This is a genomic window from Streptomyces deccanensis (assembly GCF_022385335.1).
GTDB classification, from domain to species: Bacteria; Actinomycetota; Actinomycetes; order Streptomycetales; family Streptomycetaceae; genus Streptomyces; species Streptomyces deccanensis.
The window spans coordinates 6,718,778-6,738,938 of sequence record NZ_CP092431.1; the positions used below are offsets into that span (position 1 = coordinate 6,718,778).

Genomic DNA, 20,161 nt, shown 5'->3' on the forward strand with positions numbered 1-20,161 from the left:
GCCCGTCGTTCAGTAGCGGCCGCTCGTCGCTCTGCGGGCCCGCGTGGCCGTACCGCCGTAGCAGGCGGGGCCTCGTGGGTTCGTCCGGCCGGTGTCCTCGGCGGGCTCGCCGAGGATGATGCCGCCCAGGAGGGCTCCGGCGAGGCCGTCGCCGACCGGGCCGCCGTACGGGTTGCCGTACGCCCTTACGTCCTGCTCGGCCAGGTCGCGGGCCTCCAGGGCGAGGGTGTCCGCGCGTCGGGCGTGGTCGGCGGTCTCGGCGTCGCCGGCCAGCCCCAGGTGCCGTTCCGCCTCCGACAGTCGGGTCCTCGCCCGTACGCCCACCGCCGCCCGGTGGGTGGTGACGAAGTCGGCCGCGGCCGCGACGGTGCTGCGGGACGGCAGCAGCCAGCGGCCCTGGCGGCGCAGGACGTCGTGGGGATCGTCGTACGGGCCCGTGTGGGGGGCGCCCTGCTGCGCGAGCTCGGTGGCGTCGGCCAGCTCGGCGGCGAGCCGCTCCACTCCGGACACGAACAGGTCCGCCTGGTCGATCGCGCCCTCGGCGGCCCGTAGGTGCACGGCCGCGGTGTCCAGGTCGCCGGGGTAGGCGGACTGCCGGGCCCGGTTCAGTTCGGTGGTGGCGAAGACCAGGCGGTCCTTGGCCTGCTCGACGTGTCCGGCGACGGGGAGGGAGGCGGCGGGGGCGTAGGTGTCGCGGAGGGCGGCGAGGGTGGTGGCCGCGGTCGCCGTACGGCCGGTCAGCTCACGGAAGCGGGCCTCGGCGTACTCCAGGGCGGGGGTGATGTCCCGTTCCAGGGCCCGGAGTTGATCGAAGGCGGGGGTCGCCGTGTCGAGCCGCCGCTGTGCCGTCGTGCACCGGGTGAGGATCTTTTCCAGCAGCGCGCGCTCCTCGTCGGGCGACAGCGAATCGCTCTCCTCGTCCAGCCGCTGGCCCGCCCCGAACGCGGCGACCAGTTCACCCCTGGCGTCCGCCAACGCCTCCACGAACGGCCGCACCGCGTCCCGCATCGCGGGCGTCTCCGCGAAGGGCTGCGCCGGGTCGAGCACGAACGGCTGCGCCGCGCGCGAGCCGAGGGGGCCGGCCTTCGGGGGTTCCGCCGCGCCAGGCCCGTCCGCGTCAGGCTTCTCGGCGTCGGGCCGGTCGACATCGGGCCGGTCGAGGCGGGGCTCGCCGACGTCAGGTCGGTCGAGGCCGGACTTCGCGATGTCTGACTCGCTCGCGGTCGGGCGGTCAGTGGTCGGCTGGTCTGTGGTTGGCCGGTCTGAGGTCGGCTGGTCCGCGATCGGTCGGTCCGTGGGCGGCTGGTCCGCGGTCGACTGGTCCGTGTCGGGCTTCTGACGAGCCTGGCGGTCCACGCCTGACTCGTCCGTACCCGGCCGGTCCGCGTCCGGGCGCGGGTGGCGGCGATCCGGGGCGGTCTCCGGGGACGGCTCGGCCTCTGCGGGGCCCGGTGCCTCACCCGCGGGTGGCGTGGGGGCGGGGTGGCCGGGGCGGGTCGCCGCGAAGCCGAGTTCCTCGGTGCTGGTGCGGACGCTGTCGTCGGTCTCGACGAGCAGGCGCCGGGCGCGGTGGTGCAGGTCCGTGAGGGGGGTGGTGGGGGCTTCGAAGACGCCGGTCGGGGTCGTACGCAGCCGGGCGCGGCGTCTGCGTCGTACGAGGGAGTACGCGGCGACGGCGACGGCCGTGCCCGCGGCGGCCACTGGCAGGATCAGATCCGAGCCGGCGCTGTCGTCGGCCGGGGCCGCGATCCCGTCGCCGCCCGGCGCCAGGACAAGCCGCCCGGGGGCGGCAGCCGCAGGCCGGTCACCGTCGGGCGGTCCCTCGACCCTGAGGGCGGCCCCAGCGCCGACGGGTGGCCCCACGACCTCGCCCATGGCGCGCTCGGCGGTGTGGGGGTCCGTCGGGCGGCCCTCGGCGGCTGTGTGCGTCGTCGTGGGCAGCAGGAGCCACGCCAGGGCCACGAGCCCCCCGAACGCGGTGTGGGACACGCGCACGGCTATGTGGGACGTGGCCCCGCGCGCTCGGCTCCTTCTCAGACGCGACGTCACATTCGGGAGCGTATGACCGGTTCCGGGCGCCCGCGAGCGGGGTGGGCCGGAGTGGGGGAGCCGCCCGGTGCGGCGGGCGGGTGCCGACCGCCCGCCCGGGACCTCACCCCGTCGAGGAACGCCTCCTGATCTTCGAGCCCAGCCACACCAGCGGGTCGTACTTGCGGTCGACGGCCCGCTCCTTGAGGGGGATCAGGGCGTTGTCCGTGATCTTGATGCCCTCGGGGCACACCTCGGTGCAGCACTTGGTGATGTTGCAGTAGCCGAGACCGTGTTCGTCCTGGGCGGTTTTCTTGCGGTCCAGGCCGGTGGCCTCGGCCGCGTCCAGCGGGTGCATGTCCAGTTCCGCGACGCGCATCAGGAAGCGGGGACCCGCGAAGGCCGGCTTGTTCTCCTCGTGGTCGCGGACGACGTGGCAGGTGTCCTGGCACAGGAAGCACTCGATGCACTTCCGGAACTCCTGCGGCCGGTCCACGTCCTCCTGCATCATCCGGTACTCGCCCGGGGCGAGCTTCTCCGGCGGTACGAAGGCCGGGACCTCACGCGCCTTGGTGTAGTTGAACCCCACGTCCGTGACCAGGTCACGGACCACCGGGAAGGCACGCAGCGGCGTCACGGTGATCGTCTCGTCGCGCTCGAACACCGACATGCGAGTCATGCACATCAGCCGGGGGCGGCCGTTGATCTCCGCCGAACACGAACCGCATTTGCCCGCCTTGCAGTTCCAGCGGACGGCGAGGTCGGGGGCCTGGGTCGCCTGGAGGCGGTGGATGATGTCGAGGACCACCTCGCCCTCGTTCACCTCGACCCTGAAGTCCTTCAGGTCACCGCCCTCGACATCGCCGCGCCACACCTTGAAGCGGGCCTCGTAACCGCTCATGATCGCGGCTCCTCGTAGCTGCTCACTCGTACAGCTCCTCTTCGGCGAGGTACTTGACCAGCTCCTCCTTGTCGAAGAGGGCGAGCAGGTCGGGACGGATGGCTTCGGTGGTCTCCCGGGTGAGGGCGATCGGGCCGACCACGCTGTCGCCGGCCGCCGGATCGGTGAGCCGGCAGAGCAGGTTGATCCGGCGCCAGTCGCGGTCCATCGTCGGATGGTCCTCGCGGGTGTGGCCGCCACGGGACTCCGTGCGCTCCAGCGCCGCCCTCGCCACACACTCGCTGACCAGCAGCATGTTCCGCAGGTCCAGGGCGAGGTGCCAGCCGGGGTTGAACTGCCGGTGCCCCTCGACCCCCGCCCGGCGCGCCCGCACCCGCAGATCGGCGAGCCTCTCCAGCGCCTGTTCCATCTCGCCCTCGCGGCGGATGATGCCGACCAGGTCGTTCATGGCCTGCTGGAGTTCCTGGTGGAGGGTGTACGGGTTCTCCGGCGGCCGGCTCCCCGCCGCCGCGGCCTCCCCGGGCGCCGGGCCCTCGGCGGAGAACGGACGCAGCGCCTCGGCGGCGGCCGTGTCGACCTCGATGTCGTCCACCGGAGGGCGTGCACCGGCCAGGCCCGCCGCGTACTCGGCCGCGTGCAGGCCCGCCCGGCGGCCGAAGACCAGCAGGTCGGAGAGGGAGTTGCCGCCCAGCCGGTTGGAGCCGTGCATCCCGCCGGCCACCTCACCGGCCGCGAACAGGCCCGGCACCCCGCGTGCGGCGGCCGTGTCCGACTCGACCGCGATCCCGCCCATCACGTAGTGGCAGGTCGGCCCGACCTCCATCGCCTCCGCCGTGATGTCGACGTCCGCCAGCTCCTTGAACTGGTGGTACATGGACGGCAGTCGGCGCCGGATGGTCTCCGCCGGCATGCGGGTCGACACGTCCAGGAAGACCCCGCCGTGCGGCGAGCCCCGGCCCGCCTTCACCTCGGCGTTGATGGCCCGCGCCACCTCGTCGCGCGGCAGCAGCTCGGGCGGGCGCCGGTTGTGGTCCGGGTCCTCGTACCAGCGGTCGCCCTCCTCCTCGGACTCCGCGTACTTCTCCTTGAAGACATCCGGGATGTAGTCGAACATGAACCGCTTGTTCTCGGAGTTCCTGAGCACCCCGCCGTCGCCGCGCACCGACTCCGTGACGAGGATGCCCTTCACCGACGGCGGCCAGACCATGCCCGTCGGATGGAACTGCACGAACTCCATGTTCAGCAGCGGCGCACCGGCGAGCAGCGCCAGCGCGTGCCCGTCACCCGTGTACTCCCACGAGTTCGAGGTCACCTTGAACGACTTGCCGATGCCGCCGGTCGCGATGACGACGGCGGGAGCTTCCAGGACGAAGAACCGGCCCGACTCGCGCTCGTACGCGAACGCCCCGGACACCCGGTCGCCGTCCTTCAGCACCCGGGTGACCGTGCACTCCTGGAAGACCTTCAGCCGGGACTCGTAGTCACCGGTCTCCTTGTGGTCCTCCTGCTGGAGCGCGACGATCTTCTGCTGGAGGGTGCGGATCAGCTCCAGGCCCGTACGGTCGCCGACGTGGGCGAGGCGCGGGTACTCGTGGCCGCCGAAGTTGCGCTGCGAGATGCGGCCGTCCTTCGTACGGTCGAAGAGGGCGCCCCAGGTCTCCAGCTCCCAGACCCGGTCGGGAGCCTCCTTGGCGTGCAGCTCGGCCATCCGCCACTGGTTGAGGAACTTGCCGCCGCGCATGGTGTCGCGGAAGTGGACCTGCCAGTTGTCACCGGAGTTGACGTTGCCCATGGCGGCCGCGATGCCGCCCTCGGCCATCACCGTGTGGGCCTTGCCGAACAGGGACTTGCAGATCACGGCCGTACGGGCGCCCCGCTCGCGGGCCTCGATCGCGGCGCGCAGTCCGGCGCCGCCGGCGCCGATCACGACGACGTCCCACTCCTGTCGTTCGACCACGGACATCAGAACAACCTCGGATCGTCGAAGGCGCCGGACGCGACCAGGTACACGTAGAAGTCGGCGAGCGCCACGCTCACCAACGAGGCCCAGGCGAGCTGCATGTGACGGGCGTTCAGCTTGCCGACCCACTGCCACATCCGGTAGCGCACGGGATGCTTGGAGAAGTGCTTGAGCTTGCCGCCGACGATGTGCCGACAGGAGTGGCAGGAGAGGGTGTACGCCCAGATCAGCACGATGTTGACGAGGAACACGAGGGTGCCGAGGCCCATGTGGCCCCACGCGTAGGTCTCGTCGCGGAAGGTGAGGACCGTGTCGTAGGTGAGGATGCCGGCGACCAGCAGGGCGGCGTAGAAGAAGTACCGGTGCAGGTTCTGCAGGATCAGCGGGAAGCGGGTCTCGCCCGAGTACGTCCGGTGCGGCTCGGCCACCGCGCAGGCGGGCGGGGACGCCCAGAAGCCGCGGTAGTAGGCCTTGCGGTAGTAGTAGCAGGTCAGGCGGAAGCCGAGCGGGAAGATCAGGATGATGATCGCCGGTGAGATGCCCCACCAGGCGCCGAAGATCTCCCAGTTGGGGCCGCCGTGCATGGGTTCGCAGCGTTCCGCCAGACAGGGCGAGTAGAACGGCGAGACGTACGGGGCGGCGTAGTAGTGCTCGTCGGCGAAGGCCCGCCAGGTCGAGTACACGATGAAGGCGAGCAGTCCGGCGGCCGTGGCGGCGGGGGCCAGCCACCAGCGGTCGGTGCGCAGGTGCGGGGCGGAGATCGCGGCGCGCGTACGGGTCCGCACGCCGCCGCGCTGTGGAAGGGGTTCTGTTGCCGGTGGTTCCGTACCAGTGGCCAACGGGGGACTCCCGGTCGGGTTGGTTGTCGGGGGTGGACGGACGACGGCGGTCAGGGGGCGCGGCGGTCGCGGGAGCCGAGGCCCTCGTCGTCCGAGTCCGTCCACAGGGAGCTGTCGTACGGGGTGTCGGGGATGGGGACGAGGTCGGGGCGACGCGGCTTCGTCTGCGCGGAGGCGGCCTCGCCCAGCAGCGCGATGCTCTCGCGCAGGTGGTCCGCGTCGGTGCGGACGCGGCGTATCTCCAGGCCGCTGCCGCCGAGTTGCTGTTCCAGGCGACGTACGGACCGGGTCAGTTCGTCCAGGCAGCGCCGGACCGACGTCAAATCGTCGTGCACGGACATGACTTGCCCTCGCTTTCAGGGGGTGGTGGGCCCCAAGGCGGCAACGTTCATGCGCCTGCGAGTGTCGCGCGTCACACCTGCCGGTGGGAAGCGGTTTGCGGTTTTCTTTTGCGCGGGTGGGGGTCGGCCGGGTGGGTGCGTTGTCGGGTGCGGGTGCGTTGGGCGTCTCGCGCAGTTCCCCGCGCCCCTAAAGACCCAGGCCCTGCGGGCCTGAAAAGCAAGGAGCGCAGCCCCAGCTTTTCAGGGGCGCGGGGAACTGCGCGAGAAGCCCCACCGGGCCGCAGCCGCCACGCACCCATCCGGCCGCACCCCCGGAGGGCGACGCGGCCAAACGGGTGGGTTCCGGCGCGCCCCCGTCGTGTCGGCGGCCCCACGACAACCGCGTCCTCTTCAGTGGGCCGCATCCGTCTGATCAGCTCCATATACCGCCGAACGTGATCAGAGCCACCCCCGTCCCCGTACTCCCACCGCGGAGCGAGGAGGTCGCCATGACGCCGATTCCCCACGACCGCGTTCGACCGCGCGCCCCGCGCCGCTCCCTGGTGTTCCTCGCCGCAGGCGTGCTCACGATGCCCGTGCTGAGCGGATGCGGTGAGGAGGACCCGGCGGGCAGACCCGTCGCCGAGCAGGACATCGCGCCCGCCGCGCGAAACCTGGTCGCCGACGGCGGCACCCTGCGCTGGGCCGTGGACGCCGTACCGGAGACGTTGAACACGTTCCAGGCGGACGCCGACCCGGCCACCACGCGGATCGCCGGGGCCGTACTGCCGTCGATGTACCGCCTCGACGCCAGCGGACGCCCCGAGATCAACTCCGACTACGTGGAGTCCGCGAAGGTCGTCGAGCGCGAGCCCCGGCAGGTCGTGCTCTACAAGCTCAACCAGCAGGCGGTGTGGAGCGACGGCCGGGAGATCGGCGCCGCCGACTTCGCCGCGCAGTGGCGGGCCCTGTCCGGCAAGGACTCCGCGTACTGGACGGCCCGCAACGCCGGCTACGAACGCATCGAGAAGATCGAACGCGGCGACAACGACCTGGAGGTCCGGGTCACCTTCGCCCGCCCGTACGCCGACTGGAAGTCGCTGTTCTCGCCGCTGTACCCGAAGCAGGTGATGGGCACCCCGGACTCCTTCAACGACGGCGCCCGCAAGAAGCTCAAGGTCACCGCCGGTCCGTTCGCGCTGAAGGACATCGACCGCAAGGGCGGCGCGGTCACGCTCACCCGCAATCCCCGCTGGTGGGGCCGCACCGCCAAGGTCTCGACCCTGGTGCTGCGTGCCGTGCCGCGTACCGAGCGGGTCGAGGCGCTGGCCGAGGACAAGGTCGACATCGCCGAGATCGACTCGGTCCAGGCCGAGAGGATCATGCTCGCCTCCCGGGACAAGAAGGAGTCGGGGGCCGCGGGGCCCCTCGCGCAGGGCGATTCCGCGAAGGCGCTGCGTTCCTGGGCGATCGCGCACGGCTCGGACGAGAAGGCCGCCGACGACGAGATCAGCGCCCGGAAGAAGCGGCGCCAGGCGATCGCCGCGTACACCGCCCAGCAGTCCGCCCTGCGCGGCTTCACCGTCCGCCGCTCCCTGGAGCCCGCCTACACCCAGCTCGCCCTGAACGGCTCCGACGGCCCCCTCGCCGACGAGCGGGTCCGCCGCGCCGTCGCCCGCGCGATCGACCGTGAGAAGCTCGCCGCCCTCGTCCTGGAGCCGCTCGGCCTGCCCGCCGTCCCCGTCGGCAGCCACCTCGCCCTCGCCGGGCAGGCCGCCTACGCCGACAACAGCGGCGCTCTCGGTGGCCAGGACACCGATGAGGCACGCGCCCTCCTCGCCGACGCTGGCTGGGAACCGGGCGGCCCCCTCGCACCCGGCAGGAAGGCGGCCGGCGCGGAGGGCGAGAAGGAGCAGCGGACCGAACGGAAGAACAAGGACTCCGAGGACTCCCGGAACTCCGAGGACTCCCGGAACGCCGAGGACTCCCGGAACTCCGAGGACGAGAGCACGTACATCGTCGGTCAGGACGACAAGCCGAACGACGCCGACGGGAACCTCGCCCAGGACGGCAAGCAGTTCAAGCCGGGCGGCGCGCCCGGCGCGTACGCCCCGCGCGGGACGCGGGCGCCCGCCGATGCCGCCAGGGGCCCGCTCGCCAAGAACGGCAAGCTGCTGACGCTGCGGTTCGTGCTGCCGTCGGGGCCGGGCACGGAGTCGCTGCGGGCCGTCGGTGCGCGGATCGCCGCGATGCTGGAGCGCGTCGGGATCCGTACGGAGATCTCCAAGGTCGCGGACGAGAGCTACTTCAAGGACCACATCGCGAACGGGCAGTACGACCTCGCGCTGTACTCCTGGCCCGCCTCCGCGTACCCCGCGACCGACGCCCGGCCGATCTACGCCAAGCCGGTGCCCGCGGCCGACGGCTCGCTGAGCGTCGAGCAGAACTACACGCGGGTCGGCACCGACCGGGTCGACCAGCTCTTCGACCAGGCCGTCTCCACCCTCGACGAGGCGAAGACGCGCGCCCTGATCCGCAAGGCGGACGCCCGTATCTGGGCCGCCGCCGGGTCCATCCCCCTCTACCAGCGGCCCCAGCTCGTCGCCGCCCGCACCGACCTCGCGAACGCGGGTGCCTTCGGCTTCCAGACCCCGTTCTACGAGGACATGGGCTTCCTGAAGAAGGGCGCGCAGGGTCCGGCGCGGCCCACGGGGACGTAGGCAATCACCCCCTCGATCGAGAGGGCCCCGGCCGCCGCCCCGAGTCGTAGGGGCGGCGGCCGGCGTGTGGGGCGCCCGAGTCGCGGCGGAGCCTGTCTGAGCTGGGCCTGGGCCGGGCCGAGCTGGGCCGGAGCAGCCCGGGGAGCCCTTGCCGCGTCGGCCCCGTACCATGGGGTGAGGCCGTGGCGTGTCCAGCCCGGCAGGGTCCGCGTGACGAGAGACATACGCGAGGGCCGTCCACACACCCCGGGAGATCGCCGCACTATGGCCACGCGCCACGACATTCGCAATGTCGCCATCGTCGCTCACGTAGACCACGGCAAGACCACTCTGGTCGACGCCATGCTCAAGCAGGCCGGTGCCTTCGCCGCGCACGCCGCCGAGTCGCTCGACGACCGCATGATGGACTCGAACGACCTGGAGCGTGAGAAGGGCATCACGATCCTCGCCAAGAACACGGCGGTGAAGTACCACCCGAAGGATGGCGGCGACGTCATCACCATCAACATCATCGACACCCCCGGCCACGCCGACTTCGGTGGTGAGGTCGAGCGCGGTCTGTCGATGGTGGACGCGGTCGTCCTGCTCGTCGACGCCTCCGAGGGGCCGCTGCCGCAGACCCGCTTCGTGCTGCGCAAGGCGCTCCAGCAGCGCCTGCCGGTCATCCTGTGCATCAACAAGACGGACCGCGCGGACTCGCGCATCGACGAGGTCGTCAACGAGACCTACGACCTCTTCCTCGACCTCGACGCCGACGAGGACCAGATCGAGTTCCCCATCGTCTACGCGTGTGCGCGTGACGGTGTCGCCTCGCTGACCAAGCCGGAGGACGGCACCGTCCCGGCCGACAGCAACAGCCTGGAGCCGTTCTTCTCCACGATCCTGTCGCACGTCCCGGCCCCGTCCTACGACGAGTCGGCCCCGCTCCAGGCGCACGTCACCAACCTGGACGCCGACAACTTCCTCGGCCGTATCGCGCTGCTCCGCGTCGAGCAGGGTGAGCTGCGCAAGGGCCAGACCGTCACCTGGATCAAGCGTGACGGCACGATGTCCAACGTCCGCATCACCGAGCTGATGATGACCGAGGCGCTCACCCGCAAGCCGGCCGAGGTGGCGGGCCCCGGTGACATCTGTGCCGTCGCCGGTATCCCGGACATCATGATCGGCGAGACCCTCGCCGACACCGAGAACCCGATCGCGCTGCCGCTGATCACGGTCGACGAGCCGGCGATCTCGATGACCATCGGCACGAACACCTCGCCGCTGGTCGGCCGCGGTGGCACGGGCAAGGGCGCGGACAACAAGGCCGCGGTCAAGGACCGCAAGGTCACCGCCCGCCAGGTCAAGGACCGCCTCGACCGCGAGCTGGTCGGTAACGTCAGCCTCCGGGTCCTCGACACCGAGCGGCCCGACGCCTGGGAGGTGCAGGGCCGCGGTGAGCTGGCGCTGGCCATCCTGGTCGAGCAGATGCGCCGTGAGGGCTTCGAGCTGACCATCGGCAAGCCCCAGGTGGTCACCAAGATCGTCGACGGCAAGGTCTACGAGCCGGTCGAGCGCATGACGATCGACGTCCCCGAGGAGCACATGGGCGCGGTCACGCAGCTCATGGGTGTCCGCAAGGGCCGGATGGACAACATGTCGAACCATGGCTCCGGCTGGGTCCGCATGGAGTTCGTCGTCCCGTCCCGCGGCCTCATCGGCTTCCGTACGGAGTTCCTGACCGGCACGCGCGGCACGGGCATCGCCCACTCCATCCACGAGGGCCACGAGCCGTGGTTCGGCACGCTGACGACCCGTAACAACGGCTCGCTCGTCGCCGACCGCGCCGGCGCCGTCACCGCGTTCGCGATGACGAACCTCCAGGAGCGCGGTGTGCTGTTCACGGAGCCCGGCACCGAGGTGTACGAGGGCATGATCGTCGGTGAGAACTCGCGCTCCGACGACATGGACGTGAACATCACCAAGGAGAAGAAGCTCACGAACATGCGGTCCTCCTCGGCCGACTCGTTCGAGGCGATCGTCCCGCCGCGCAAGCTGTCGCTGGAGCAGTCGCTGGAGTTCTGCCGCGACGACGAGTGTGTCGAGGTGACCCCGGAGGCCGTGCGCATCCGCAAGGTCAACCTGGACGCCCGCGAGCGCGCGCGTGCCGCGAGCCGCGCCAAGCACGGCTGACGTTCCGTCAATTGCCCTTTGCGAAGCCCCGGTTCTCCACCTTCTGGAGGACCGGGCTTCCGGCCTGCCCGCATACGGGGAAGATGCGGTGGGGATACAGGGGATTCGGGGGAGGGTGTGAAGAGGCCGCGGGGGAGGCTGGACTTCCGCACACGATCTTTCGGTTGACTGTCTGAGAGCTGTGCGGCGCTGTTCGGATATCGGTGTTGCAGCGATCAAGTTTCGGACATGTAAACAAAAATCGTTCCGCGTATGTCCGATTCGCCGGTTTCTCGTCTCACCTGTCAAGCGCGACCAGGTGTCAATCTTTGCAATTTTTGCTCAAAATATGGACGGTAGGGAGATCCCTATGCCTTCCGCCCTTGACGCGCGTTGACCCGTTTGGCGAAAGTTCCCCCAAACCACAGAACCTGCCGGTATCTGTGCTGCGCTCAACTCTCCAACCCCCCGGGGGAAGAACAGACATGACCAGTCCAACCAAGGCCGAGGGCTCAGGGTCCGCGGTCGCCTTGGACCCCGAGCTGGCATCCACCAGCGAGAAGGTCGAGCCCAAGAAGCTCGAAGGCCGCTCCCCCGGCCAGCTGATGTGGCAGCGCTTCCGGCGCGACCGTACCGGCATGTTCTGCGCCGGGGTGGTGATTTTCTACTTCGTCATCGCCCTGTTGGCGCCACTGCTCACCGCGATCAGCGGCACCGACCCGTACACCCTCTACGGTCAGGATCCGACCTACGCCGACACCCCCGTGCTGGACGACTTCGGTCTCCCGCTCGGTTACTTCGGAGGGGTTTCCGGAGTGCACTGGTTCGGTGTCGAACCGCAGTACGGTCGCGATGTCTTCGCCATGTTGGTGTTCGGTATGCGTACCTCGCTCTACATGGCTCTCGGTGTGACCGTGCTGGTGATGCTGACCGGCGTCATCCTCGGTCTGATCGGTGGATACTTCGGCGGGCGTACCGACTACTGGATCGGTCGCGTCACCGACTTCTTCCTGTCCTTCCCGCAGCAGCTGTTCTTCATCGCCTTCATGCCCGTCGTGACCGCGTTCTTCGTGGATCCGCGTGAGGAGACGCCCACCTACTTCCGGGCGGTGGCGATCCTGATCGTGCTCTGGGTTCTGGGCTGGATGGGAATGGCCCGACTCGTGCGCTCCACCGTGCTCTCCTTGCGTGAGCGCGAGTTCGTGGAGGCCGCGAAGGTGTCCGGAGCCTCACCCTGGCGGATCGTTCGTAAGGAGATCCTGCCGAACGTCGTCTCGCCGATCCTGGTGCAGTTCACGTATCAGCTGCCCAGCACGATTCTCACCATCGCGTTCCTCTCCTTCGCGGGTGTCGGCTTCGTCGAGCCGACCCCGGACTGGGGCCGGCTGTTCGCTGTCGGCGCGAGGTACGCCGAGCAGGACCCGGCGTTCATGTTCTTCCCGGGCGTGGCGTTGGTGATCTTCATCCTGTGCTTCAACCTCCTCGGAGACTCCGTACGGGATGCCTTCGACCCCAAGTCCGGGCGCTGAACCGTCCATTGGTGGGGGGTGACTGCCGCCCCCGCGTCGGCCTACCAGCCGCGTCAGGCAGTACTCATGGATAACAACCGACAGGTAGGTGCATAAACCGTCATGAAGTCGCTCACCTCGCGCAGAGCGCGTGCCATAGTGGTCGCGATCGCGGCTGGCTCCCTCGCGCTCACCGGCTGCTCCGAGAACAAGGGAACGAGCTCCAACAAGGACTCGAAGAAGGACCAGAAGGAAGCGTCGGCCCAGTCCAAGCCCGTCACCTACGGGAACGCTGCGGCCTCCCAGGGCCCGGCCGCTGCTGTTGCTGGGGCCAAGGAGGGCGGCACGATCCAGGTCTACCAGGAGGCGGGCCTGTCCCACCTGGACCCGGGCCAGATCTACGTCTCCGACGCGGGGCAGATCTCCAACCTGATCTTCCGCGGGCTGACCAACTTCAAGGAAGACGGCAAGGGTGGCGTCTCCGTAGTCGGTGACATCGCCACTGACTCCGGCCAGTCGTCCGACGGCGGCAAGACCTGGACGTACAAGCTCAAGGACGGCATCAAGGACCAGAACGGCAACGAGATCACCTCGGCCGACGTCCGTCACACCTTCGAGCGTCAGTTCGCGAAGTTCATCTTCGACGGTCCGCCCTACGTCCGATCTTGGCTCGCCGGCAACCAGTACAAGGACGACCCGCGCAAGCTGCTGCCGGACGGCGGCTTCGGTAAGAAGCACCTGCCGGACTCCGTGCTGGAGACGCCGGACGACAAGACGGTCGTCTTCCACTTCGACACCGCGCGTCCGGACTTCCCCCAGACACTGGCCATGCCGGGCTACTCGATCGTCCCGGAGAAGACCGACACCAAGGAGAAGTACGACAAGGCCCCGGTCTCCCTCGGCCCGTACAAGATCTCCGAGTACAAGGTCGGCAAGTCCCTCAAGCTCGTCAAGAACGACCAGTGGAACGCGGACAGCGACTCCGTGCGTCACCAGTACGTGGACGGCTGGAGCATCGACTTCGGCGTCACCGAGTCCACCCAGACCAAGCGTCTGATCGCGGACCAAGGTGTCTCCAAGAACGCCATCCAGTTCACCGGCAGTGTCGAGTCCACCCAGATCCAGGACGTCATCAGCAACGCCGCAATCAACAAGCGCACGATCAAGGGTTACCAGCCCTACGTCATGCAGTTGACGTTCAACCTCGACCGAGTCAAGAACAAGGCCGTTCGCGACGCCGTCACTTACGCGGTGAACTCCAAGTCCCTCATCGCCGGTGAGGGCGGTGCATACGGCGGTGACGTCGCTCCGAACCTGTTCGCTCCAACGCTGCCGGGCTACGAGAAGGATTACGACCCGTACGGTCGTCTGAAGACGCCGCAGGGCAACATCGAGAAGGCCAAGGAGCTCCTGAAGGACGTTCCGGCCGCCGAGAAGAAGCTCGTCTTCGCCTACGGCAACACCGAGCAGGGCCAGAAGCGCAAGGTCGCCATCGAGGACGCGCTGGGCAAGGTCGGTATCGACGTGGTCTCCAAGGAGGTCGACGCCGCCAGCTACTACGAGCAGATCGGCAAGGTCAAGAACCCGTACGACATCTACATCACGGGCTGGGGCCAGGACTGGCCGTCCCCGGCCACGGTCGTGACGCCGGTATACGACCCCTCGCTGGTCGGTGACGGTCAGTCGAACTACTCGCACATCAAGGACCCCGAGGTCCAGAAGCTCATCGACAAGGCCCTGGGCCAAGAGCCGACCGAGGCTGCCGCGACCTGGAAGGAAGCGCACAAGTACATCCTGGAGAAGGTCAACCCGGCCGCTCCGCTGTGGTACACGAAGCAGTTCCAGCTCTACGGTTCGAACATCGGCGGTGCTCGGTACAGCACCGAGTCGAGCTACATCGACGTCAACAACCTGTTCCTGAAGTCGTAACTCGCTACGGCTGATCGCGGGGGTGTGCACCAGGCGGAGCGCACCCCCGCGGTTCCGTGAAACCGTCCACCCTCTCTGAAGAGAGCAGCCTCCCCGCCATGCTTCAGTTCATCATCCGGCGCTTGGCCGGTGCCGTCGTCACCCTGTTCCTCATCGGCGCCGCCACGTTCTTCCTGTTCGTCGCCGCGCCGTCCGACTATGCCTCGCTGGCCTGTGGCAGGGACTGCTCCGCCTCGAGACTGGAGGACATTCGCGAGGCACTCGGCCTCAATCTCCCCATCGCGACCCAGTTCTGGCAGTTCATGTCCGGAATCGTGATGGGCCGTGACTTCCCGGACGGCCACTGCGCCGCACCGTGCCTCGGCCAGTCGTTCCACTCGGGTGACTTCGTCTGGGACACGATCATGGACCGGTTCCCGACGACCCTCACGCTCACCGCAGGTGGCGCGATCTGCTTCCTCGTCATCGGGGTGGGTGCGGGAATGCTGGCTGCCTACCGGCGTGGTTCCGTGCTCGACAAGGTGGCCACGGGCGCGTCCATGGTGCTCAGCTCCTTCCAGATCTACTTCCTCGGCCCGATCGTCCTGATCATCCTCGTCTACAGCACGGGCTGGATGGAGGACCCGAAGTACGTCCCCATCACCGAGGATCCGGCCGGTTGGTTCATCGGGATGTCCATCCCCGTGGTCGTGATGGCCACCATCTTCACCGCGCAGTACACCCGTATGGCACGCGCTTCCATGATCGAGCAGCTCGCCGAGGAACACGTTCGCACGGCCCGGGCCAAGGGCATGCCGAAGAAGTACGTCTTCTTCCGCTACGCCTGGCGTGGCTCGCTCATCCCGATCGTCACCGTCCTGGGCATCGACATCAGCTCCATGCTCGGTGGTGCCGTCGTCACGGAGATCACCTTCTCGCTCCAGGGCATCGGACGCCTGGCCGTGGAGGGTGCCGGGTCCAAGGATCTCCCGCTGACGATGGGAGTAATGATGTTCGGAGCCTTCTTCATCCTCATCGTGAACATTCTTACCGACATCGCGTATGCCTATATCGACCCGCGCGTACGGCTCTCTTAGGAAGAACGAACCACCGTGACCACACTGACCAAGACCGAGGACGCACCGGCCCCGACCGGGCCCGAGAGCTTCCTCTCAGTCCGTGACCTGCGGGTGCAGTTCTCCACCGAGGACGGCATCGTCAAGGCCGTCGACGGGCTCTCCTTCGATGTCGAGCGCGGTAAGACCCTGGGCATCGTCGGCGAGTCGGGATCCGGCAAGTCCGTCACCAACCTGACGATCCTGGGGCTGCACAACCCCCGGACCAGCACCATCGACGGCGAGATCCTGCTCGATGGTAAGGAACTCGTCACTGCCACGGAGAAGGAGCTGGAGCAGCTCCGCGGCAACAAGATGGCGATGATCTTCCAGGACCCCCTGACCGCCCTCTCCCCGTACTACACGGTCGGCCGGCAGCTGTCCGAGCCGTTCATGAAGCACCGCGGCGCCTCCAAGAAGGAGGCCAAGGAGCGGGCCATCCAGATGCTGGAGAAGGTCGGCATCCCGCAGCCCAAGGTGCGCTTCGACGACTACCCGCACCAGTTCTCAGGGGGTATGCGCCAGCGGGCGATGATCGCCATGGCGCTGATGTGCGACCCTGATCTGCTGATCGCCGATGAGCCGACGACTGCGCTCGACGTGACCGTGCAGGCGCAGATCCTCGACCTCCTCAAGGACCTCCAGCAGGAGTTCGGCTCCGCGATCATCTTCATCACCCACGACCTCGGCGTCATCTCCAACATGGCCGACGACCTGCTGGTGATGTACGCCGGCCGGGCTGTGGAGCGCGGCAGCGTCAAGGAGGTGCTGCGCACCCCCAAGCACCCCTACACCTGGGGCCTGCTGAGCTCGATGCCGCGCCTGGATGGCGACATCCACGAGATGCTGATGCCGATCCCGGGCTCCCCGCCCTCGCTGCTCAACCCGCCCTCGGGCTGCCCCTTCCACCCGCGGTGCGCGTTCACCAGCGAGGTCACGGGCACTCTGTGCACCGATACCCGGCCCCCGCTGGGTGAGGGCCGCGCCTCTGCGTGCCACCTGACCGCAGAACAGAAGCAGACCATCTTCATCGACAAGATTCAGCCCCGGCTGCGCTAGGGAGAACCGAGACCATGAGCGACAACCTCACCCTCCCCGCACAGCAGGGCTCCGTCGGCACTTCGAGGGAAACACTCCTCGAAGTGCAGGGGTTGACGAAACACTTCCCCATCTACGGCGGATTCCCGATCAAACGTAAGGTCGGTGCAGTGCAGGCGGTCGACGGCGTCGATCTGACTGTAGGCGTCGGCGAGAGCGTCGGTTTGGTGGGCGAGTCGGGTTGCGGCAAGTCGACCACGGGTCGACTGATCACCCGGCTGCTGGAGCCGACGGCGGGCACGATCAAGTATCAGGGCAAGGATATTTCGCACGCCTCGCGCAGGCAGCTGGCGCCGGTGCGGTCCGAGATTCAGATGATCTTCCAGGACCCGTACTCCTCCCTCAACCCCCGGCAGACGGTCGGCACGATCATCAAGTCGCCGATGGAGGTCAACGGGATCAACCCCGAGGGCGGCCGGGAGAACAAGGTCCGCGAGCTGCTGGAGCTGGTCGGCCTCAACCCCGAGCACTACAACCGCTTCCCGCACGAGTTCTCCGGCGGTCAGCGCCAGCGCATCGGGGTCGCCCGCGCGCTCGCCCTGAACCCGAAGCTGATCGTCGCGGACGAGCCGGTCTCGGCGCTGGACGTGTCGATCCAGGCGCAGGTCGTCAACCTGCTCCAGAAGGTCCAGGACGAACTCGGCATCGCGTTCCTGTTCATCGCCCACGACCTCGCCATCGTCCGGCACTTCTCGCAGCGCGTCGCCGTGATGTACCTCGGCAAGGTGGTGGAGGTCGGCGACCGGGACTCGATCTACAACCGGCCCCGCCACCCGTACACCCACGCGCTCCTCTCCGCTGTCCCGGAGGTCGAGATCGATGATTCGGCCCAGGACAAGGAGCGCATCCGGCTCTACGGTGACGTGCCTTCGCCGATCTCGCCTCCGTCGGGCTGCCGCTTCCGTACGCGCTGCTGGAAGGCTCAGGACAAGTGCGCCAGCGAGGAGCCCCCGCTGCTCCAGATCTCCGGCAATCGTGAAGGCCACCTGACAGCCTGTCACTTCCCTGAGGACCCGACGACGGAGGCCCGTGGAGGGGATGTGGTGCTGGACCCCGCTTTGAAGGCCCTGGAGAAGGACGCGGAGACGGCGGCAAAGGTCCGTACGGACTGACTGAGCAGGATGATGGGTGATCTTGGCGGTGAAGCAGAGGGACTCTGCCCCGAATCACACCGTCGAGATAATGTCCTGGCCCTCGACGCCTGAAGAGCTATTAATTCTTCTGGCGTCGAGGGTGTTGGCATGCCACATGATTGATGCTGGGGCGGTCGACATTCGTGGGGCAGAAGGCGAAAGCTGTTGCAGCTCGGCTCAGCGGTTGTAGGTGTACCAGCCGACGAGGTGGGGTGTCAGGATGGTTGACTTGATCTTTGTCCCCTTGGTGCAGTTCGCGTTGATGTATCGACTGTAGCCGGTGACCTTCAGTCGGAAGACGCCGTAGCGTGCATAACTGGTCTTCTTGGGTGGGGTCTTCACCCTGATCTGGTTGCCAATCTTGACCCTTAGCTTGGCGGAAACCTCCACGCCGTATTCGTGCTCCACCTCGGCCAGTACCACGGAGCTCTTGGCCTTCAATTTGCCGCTCACGGAGATGCCGACTTCGCCTTCAGTTTCAGACGTGAAAACCGAAGTCATGGTCTTCGAGCCGCCGTTGTAGTTGGCCAACGTGACACCGATCCCCTTCTGGATGCCACGTCCTTGCGCTTTCACGGACTTCTTTGTCGAGGTGGCTACGTACTCGTAGCCCGGTTCGCACGGCTTACCGAAAGGGCCATGGCCATGTGCCGCGGCGGGCCCGGCCCCGCCCAGCACTCCGGCAGCGAGGGTGGAGACGATTAGCAGCGATGCGGCTCTGGTAGCGCGCACAGTGAAGCTCCTTGACTGGTGGCGAAGGTTGTTCGACTGGCTGTCCAATGCTCAGCTCAGGTGTTCTGAGCATGCCAGCTAGCTGGCTGCGGGTACGGCGTCGTCCTGAGTTCTGAGGAACATCTGAGGTTTACTCGCAGCCTCGCGATGCGGCGGTTCGAGAGATGGTCCCGAGCTGGGCGATCCAGTCGATGGGACACAATGGCCAGCTTCTCTACGCATCATGCTGCGCGGGCGGTAGGGGAGACCGCGATCGAAGACGCAGTCGGCCGGCGGCTCGACGTACATATGGTTCGACACCACCCAGGATGACGCCAAGCGCACCTGGCGGCTGCTGAGCCGGTTTCACGAGGCCAGGTCGCGATCTCCGGCAATCTCGAAGGTCCTCTGTGGCCTGCCACTGCCCGGAGGGGCCGACGATCGAGGCGCGCTCGGAGGGACGTGGTGCTGGAATCGGCTCTGAAGGCACTGGAGGCGACACGGACAGGCGAAGGAGGGCAAAGGCTGACCGGCAGACGCTTCACACCAGCGGAGTGGCCCACCGGGAAGCAGCGGGCCGGACAGAGATCCTGTCCGGCCCGTTCAAAACTTCGACACGGCTACATTCTTATGCCTTGCCCTTGCAGACAGCCGTGGATCCGCCTGGCGTTCCGATGCTCACCCACACCGTTCGCCCTTCGGGGATGGTGAAGTTCTTCTCCACAGAGTCACCGGTCCAGAGGGCGTAGTCCCAAGTTCGCTCGAGCTGCGAGCCGTTCGCCCATTCGACCCTGACCGTCATCGCGGCTCCCGACCAGTTGCGCGCGGACAGAGTCTCTCCGCTGCCCTTGAAGGAAGCGCGGGCACCCTTGGTGGCGTCGCTCTTCCGCCAGACGGTGGCGACCATGTCGTTGGCGCCGGCGTCGTTGTCGGCAGCCCCCTTGTCGCAGCTCGTGGACCACGCCGCCGCCTGAGCCGTCCCCGGTACGGCGATAACGAGCGCCGAGGCTGCGGTCATCAGAGCGATAACTCCCGTGAGTCTGCTCTTCTTGGTGAGGCGCATACTTTTTTCTCCCGCTCTTGACCAAGCGCACCGGTCTAAAGGCCACTTGGAGCACGTGTCCTTTTTCATGCGCTACATTCCCCCTGCTTACGGAAGGTGATGGACCTTCAACGCGCAATTACCGTCCCACGATGCACTGCAGCCTACAACCGTCTCCACAGTTTCTTGAGGATCAATTGAGCCTCGCGAGACGGGACCAAGGGAGAACTCGGTGGCGAGCCTATGGTCTGTGGCCACACCCTGAGGGTGCTGATGACTATCGCCCCACGACGGAGACCCAGTTGAGCCTCACACCCCCCGGCTATCCACAGCCTCACCTTCGACTGCACCGGCGACCCGTACGACGTCGCCCTCTTCTGGAGCGAACTGCTCGGGCGGCGGCCGCTGGCCGAGGACGACAAACCCGGTGATCCGGAGGCGGCTGATCGCGGATCCGGACGGTGGGCCGAGGCTGCTGTTCGTCCGGTGCCCGAGGCCCAAGGTGGTCAAGAACCGGCTCCACTTCGGCCTCAGGCCCCGGGCCGCACCCGTGCCGAGGAGGTCGAGCGGGCTCTCGCGTTGGGCGCCTGCGTCATCGCCGACCATACCCGCCCCGACGACGGGCGGCTGGGTCCTCATGGCCGACCCCGAGGGAAACGAATTCTGCGTGGAGCGAGGGGAGTTGGACTGAAGCTCTGGAGTTCCTCAAGAGGTGTGCGCATCGGCT

General features: G+C 67.9%; 15 protein-coding genes and 1 pseudogene. 9 read left to right on the top strand and 7 right to left on the bottom strand.

The window, feature by feature from the left end:
* Positions 1–9 precede the first annotated feature (9 nt).
* The 5 genes from L3078_RS29975 to L3078_RS29995 form a co-directional block, all read right to left on the bottom strand.
* The gene (locus L3078_RS29975; protein WP_239757020.1) at positions 10–1,989 is read right to left on the bottom strand and encodes a hypothetical protein; all 1,980 of its coding nucleotides are present in this window, start codon (positions 1,987–1,989) and stop codon (positions 10–12) included.
* Between the two features lie 163 nt (positions 1,990–2,152).
* Positions 2,153–2,929, bottom strand: coding sequence for a succinate dehydrogenase/fumarate reductase iron-sulfur subunit (locus L3078_RS29980; protein WP_239757021.1), 777 nt, complete (start codon positions 2,927–2,929; stop codon positions 2,153–2,155).
* A 22-nt stretch (positions 2,930–2,951) separates the two neighbouring features.
* Positions 2,952–4,892: a fumarate reductase/succinate dehydrogenase flavoprotein subunit gene (locus L3078_RS29985; RefSeq protein ID WP_239757022.1), complete on the bottom strand. Its 1,941-nt coding sequence runs from the start codon at positions 4,890–4,892 to the stop codon at positions 2,952–2,954.
* Positions 4,892–5,728 carry a hypothetical protein gene (locus L3078_RS29990; RefSeq protein WP_239757023.1) on the bottom strand — a complete coding sequence of 279 codons (837 nt, stop codon included), beginning with the start codon at positions 5,726–5,728 and terminating at the stop codon, positions 4,892–4,894. The genes L3078_RS29985 and L3078_RS29990 overlap by 1 nt, the downstream gene beginning before the upstream one ends.
* A gap of 50 nt (positions 5,729–5,778) precedes the next feature.
* The gene (locus L3078_RS29995; protein WP_239757024.1) at positions 5,779–6,069 is read right to left on the bottom strand and encodes a hypothetical protein; all 291 of its coding nucleotides are present in this window, start codon (positions 6,067–6,069) and stop codon (positions 5,779–5,781) included.
* Between the two features lie 488 nt (positions 6,070–6,557).
* On the opposite strand from L3078_RS29995, the gene L3078_RS30000 reads away from it, so the two are divergent.
* The 7 genes from L3078_RS30000 (at position 6,558) to L3078_RS30030 (ending at position 17,660) form a co-directional block, all read left to right on the top strand.
* On the top strand, positions 6,558–8,768 hold the full coding sequence (locus L3078_RS30000) for an ABC transporter family substrate-binding protein (RefSeq protein ID WP_239757025.1): 2,211 nt from the start codon (positions 6,558–6,560) through the stop codon (positions 8,766–8,768).
* 264 nt (positions 8,769–9,032) lie between these two features.
* The gene (typA, locus tag L3078_RS30005) at positions 9,033–10,940 is read left to right on the top strand and encodes a translational GTPase TypA (protein WP_239757026.1); all 1,908 of its coding nucleotides are present in this window, start codon (positions 9,033–9,035) and stop codon (positions 10,938–10,940) included.
* Between the two features lie 464 nt (positions 10,941–11,404).
* A complete protein-coding gene (locus tag L3078_RS30010) occupies positions 11,405–12,448 on the top strand; it encodes an ABC transporter permease (RefSeq protein WP_239757027.1) in 1,044 nt (347 codons plus the stop codon).
* A 102-nt stretch (positions 12,449–12,550) separates the two neighbouring features.
* Positions 12,551–14,356, top strand: a complete 1,806-nt coding sequence (locus tag L3078_RS30015; protein ID WP_239757028.1) for an ABC transporter substrate-binding protein — start codon at positions 12,551–12,553, stop codon at positions 14,354–14,356.
* Positions 14,357–14,454: 98 nt separating this feature from the next.
* Positions 14,455–15,432, top strand: a complete 978-nt coding sequence (locus L3078_RS30020; RefSeq protein ID WP_239757029.1) for an ABC transporter permease — start codon at positions 14,455–14,457, stop codon at positions 15,430–15,432.
* A gap of 15 nt (positions 15,433–15,447) precedes the next feature.
* Complete coding sequence (locus tag L3078_RS30025) at positions 15,448–16,509, top strand: ABC transporter ATP-binding protein (protein WP_239757030.1); 1,062 nt, start codon at positions 15,448–15,450, stop codon at positions 16,507–16,509.
* A 14-nt stretch (positions 16,510–16,523) separates the two neighbouring features.
* Positions 16,524–17,660 (top strand): ABC transporter ATP-binding protein, encoded by a 1,137-nt coding sequence (locus L3078_RS30030; RefSeq protein WP_239757031.1) that lies wholly within the window; start codon positions 16,524–16,526, stop codon positions 17,658–17,660.
* 198 nt (positions 17,661–17,858) lie between these two features.
* Here the strand turns inward: L3078_RS30030 and L3078_RS30035 are convergent, their stop codons facing one another.
* Together L3078_RS30035 and L3078_RS30040 are read right to left on the bottom strand one after the other, a co-directional pair.
* Positions 17,859–18,413, bottom strand: coding sequence for a hypothetical protein (locus L3078_RS30035; protein ID WP_239757032.1), 555 nt, complete (start codon positions 18,411–18,413; stop codon positions 17,859–17,861).
* 607 nt (positions 18,414–19,020) lie between these two features.
* On the bottom strand, positions 19,021–19,410 hold the full coding sequence (locus L3078_RS30040) for a hypothetical protein (RefSeq protein ID WP_239757033.1): 390 nt from the start codon (positions 19,408–19,410) through the stop codon (positions 19,021–19,023).
* Positions 19,411–19,758: 348 nt separating this feature from the next.
* Here L3078_RS30040 and L3078_RS44975 point away from each other — a divergent pair.
* Both L3078_RS44975 and L3078_RS44980 read left to right on the top strand, forming a co-directional pair.
* Positions 19,759–19,864: pseudogene (locus tag L3078_RS44975) on the top strand (VOC family protein); the annotation flags it as partial.
* A 72-nt stretch (positions 19,865–19,936) separates the two neighbouring features.
* A complete protein-coding gene (locus tag L3078_RS44980; RefSeq protein WP_420864193.1) occupies positions 19,937–20,125 on the top strand; it encodes a VOC family protein in 189 nt (62 codons plus the stop codon).
* Positions 20,126–20,161 lie beyond the last annotated feature (36 nt).

Excerpts from the sequence above, each read along its gene's own strand:
- L3078_RS30015 (WP_239757028.1), top strand. The coding sequence starts at position 12,551 with ATGAAGTCGCTCACCTCGCGCAGAGCGCGTGCCATAGTGGTCGCGATC.
- L3078_RS30010 (WP_239757027.1), top strand. The coding sequence starts at position 11,405 with ATGACCAGTCCAACCAAGGCCGAGGGCTCAGGGTCCGCGGTCGCCTTG.
- typA (WP_239757026.1), top strand. The coding sequence starts at position 9,033 with ATGGCCACGCGCCACGACATTCGCAATGTCGCCATCGTCGCTCACGTA.
- L3078_RS29980 (WP_239757021.1), bottom strand. The coding sequence starts at position 2,929 with ATGAGCGGTTACGAGGCCCGCTTCAAGGTGTGGCGCGGCGATGTCGAG.
- L3078_RS29995 (WP_239757024.1), bottom strand. The coding sequence starts at position 6,069 with ATGTCCGTGCACGACGATTTGACGTCGGTCCGGCGCTGCCTGGACGAA.
- L3078_RS30000 (WP_239757025.1), top strand. The coding sequence starts at position 6,558 with ATGACGCCGATTCCCCACGACCGCGTTCGACCGCGCGCCCCGCGCCGC.
- L3078_RS30030 (WP_239757031.1), top strand. The coding sequence starts at position 16,524 with ATGAGCGACAACCTCACCCTCCCCGCACAGCAGGGCTCCGTCGGCACT.
- L3078_RS29985 (WP_239757022.1), bottom strand. The coding sequence starts at position 4,892 with ATGTCCGTGGTCGAACGACAGGAGTGGGACGTCGTCGTGATCGGCGCC.
- L3078_RS30040 (WP_239757033.1), bottom strand. The coding sequence starts at position 19,410 with ATGACCGCAGCCTCGGCGCTCGTTATCGCCGTACCGGGGACGGCTCAG.
- L3078_RS30020 (WP_239757029.1), top strand. The coding sequence starts at position 14,455 with ATGCTTCAGTTCATCATCCGGCGCTTGGCCGGTGCCGTCGTCACCCTG.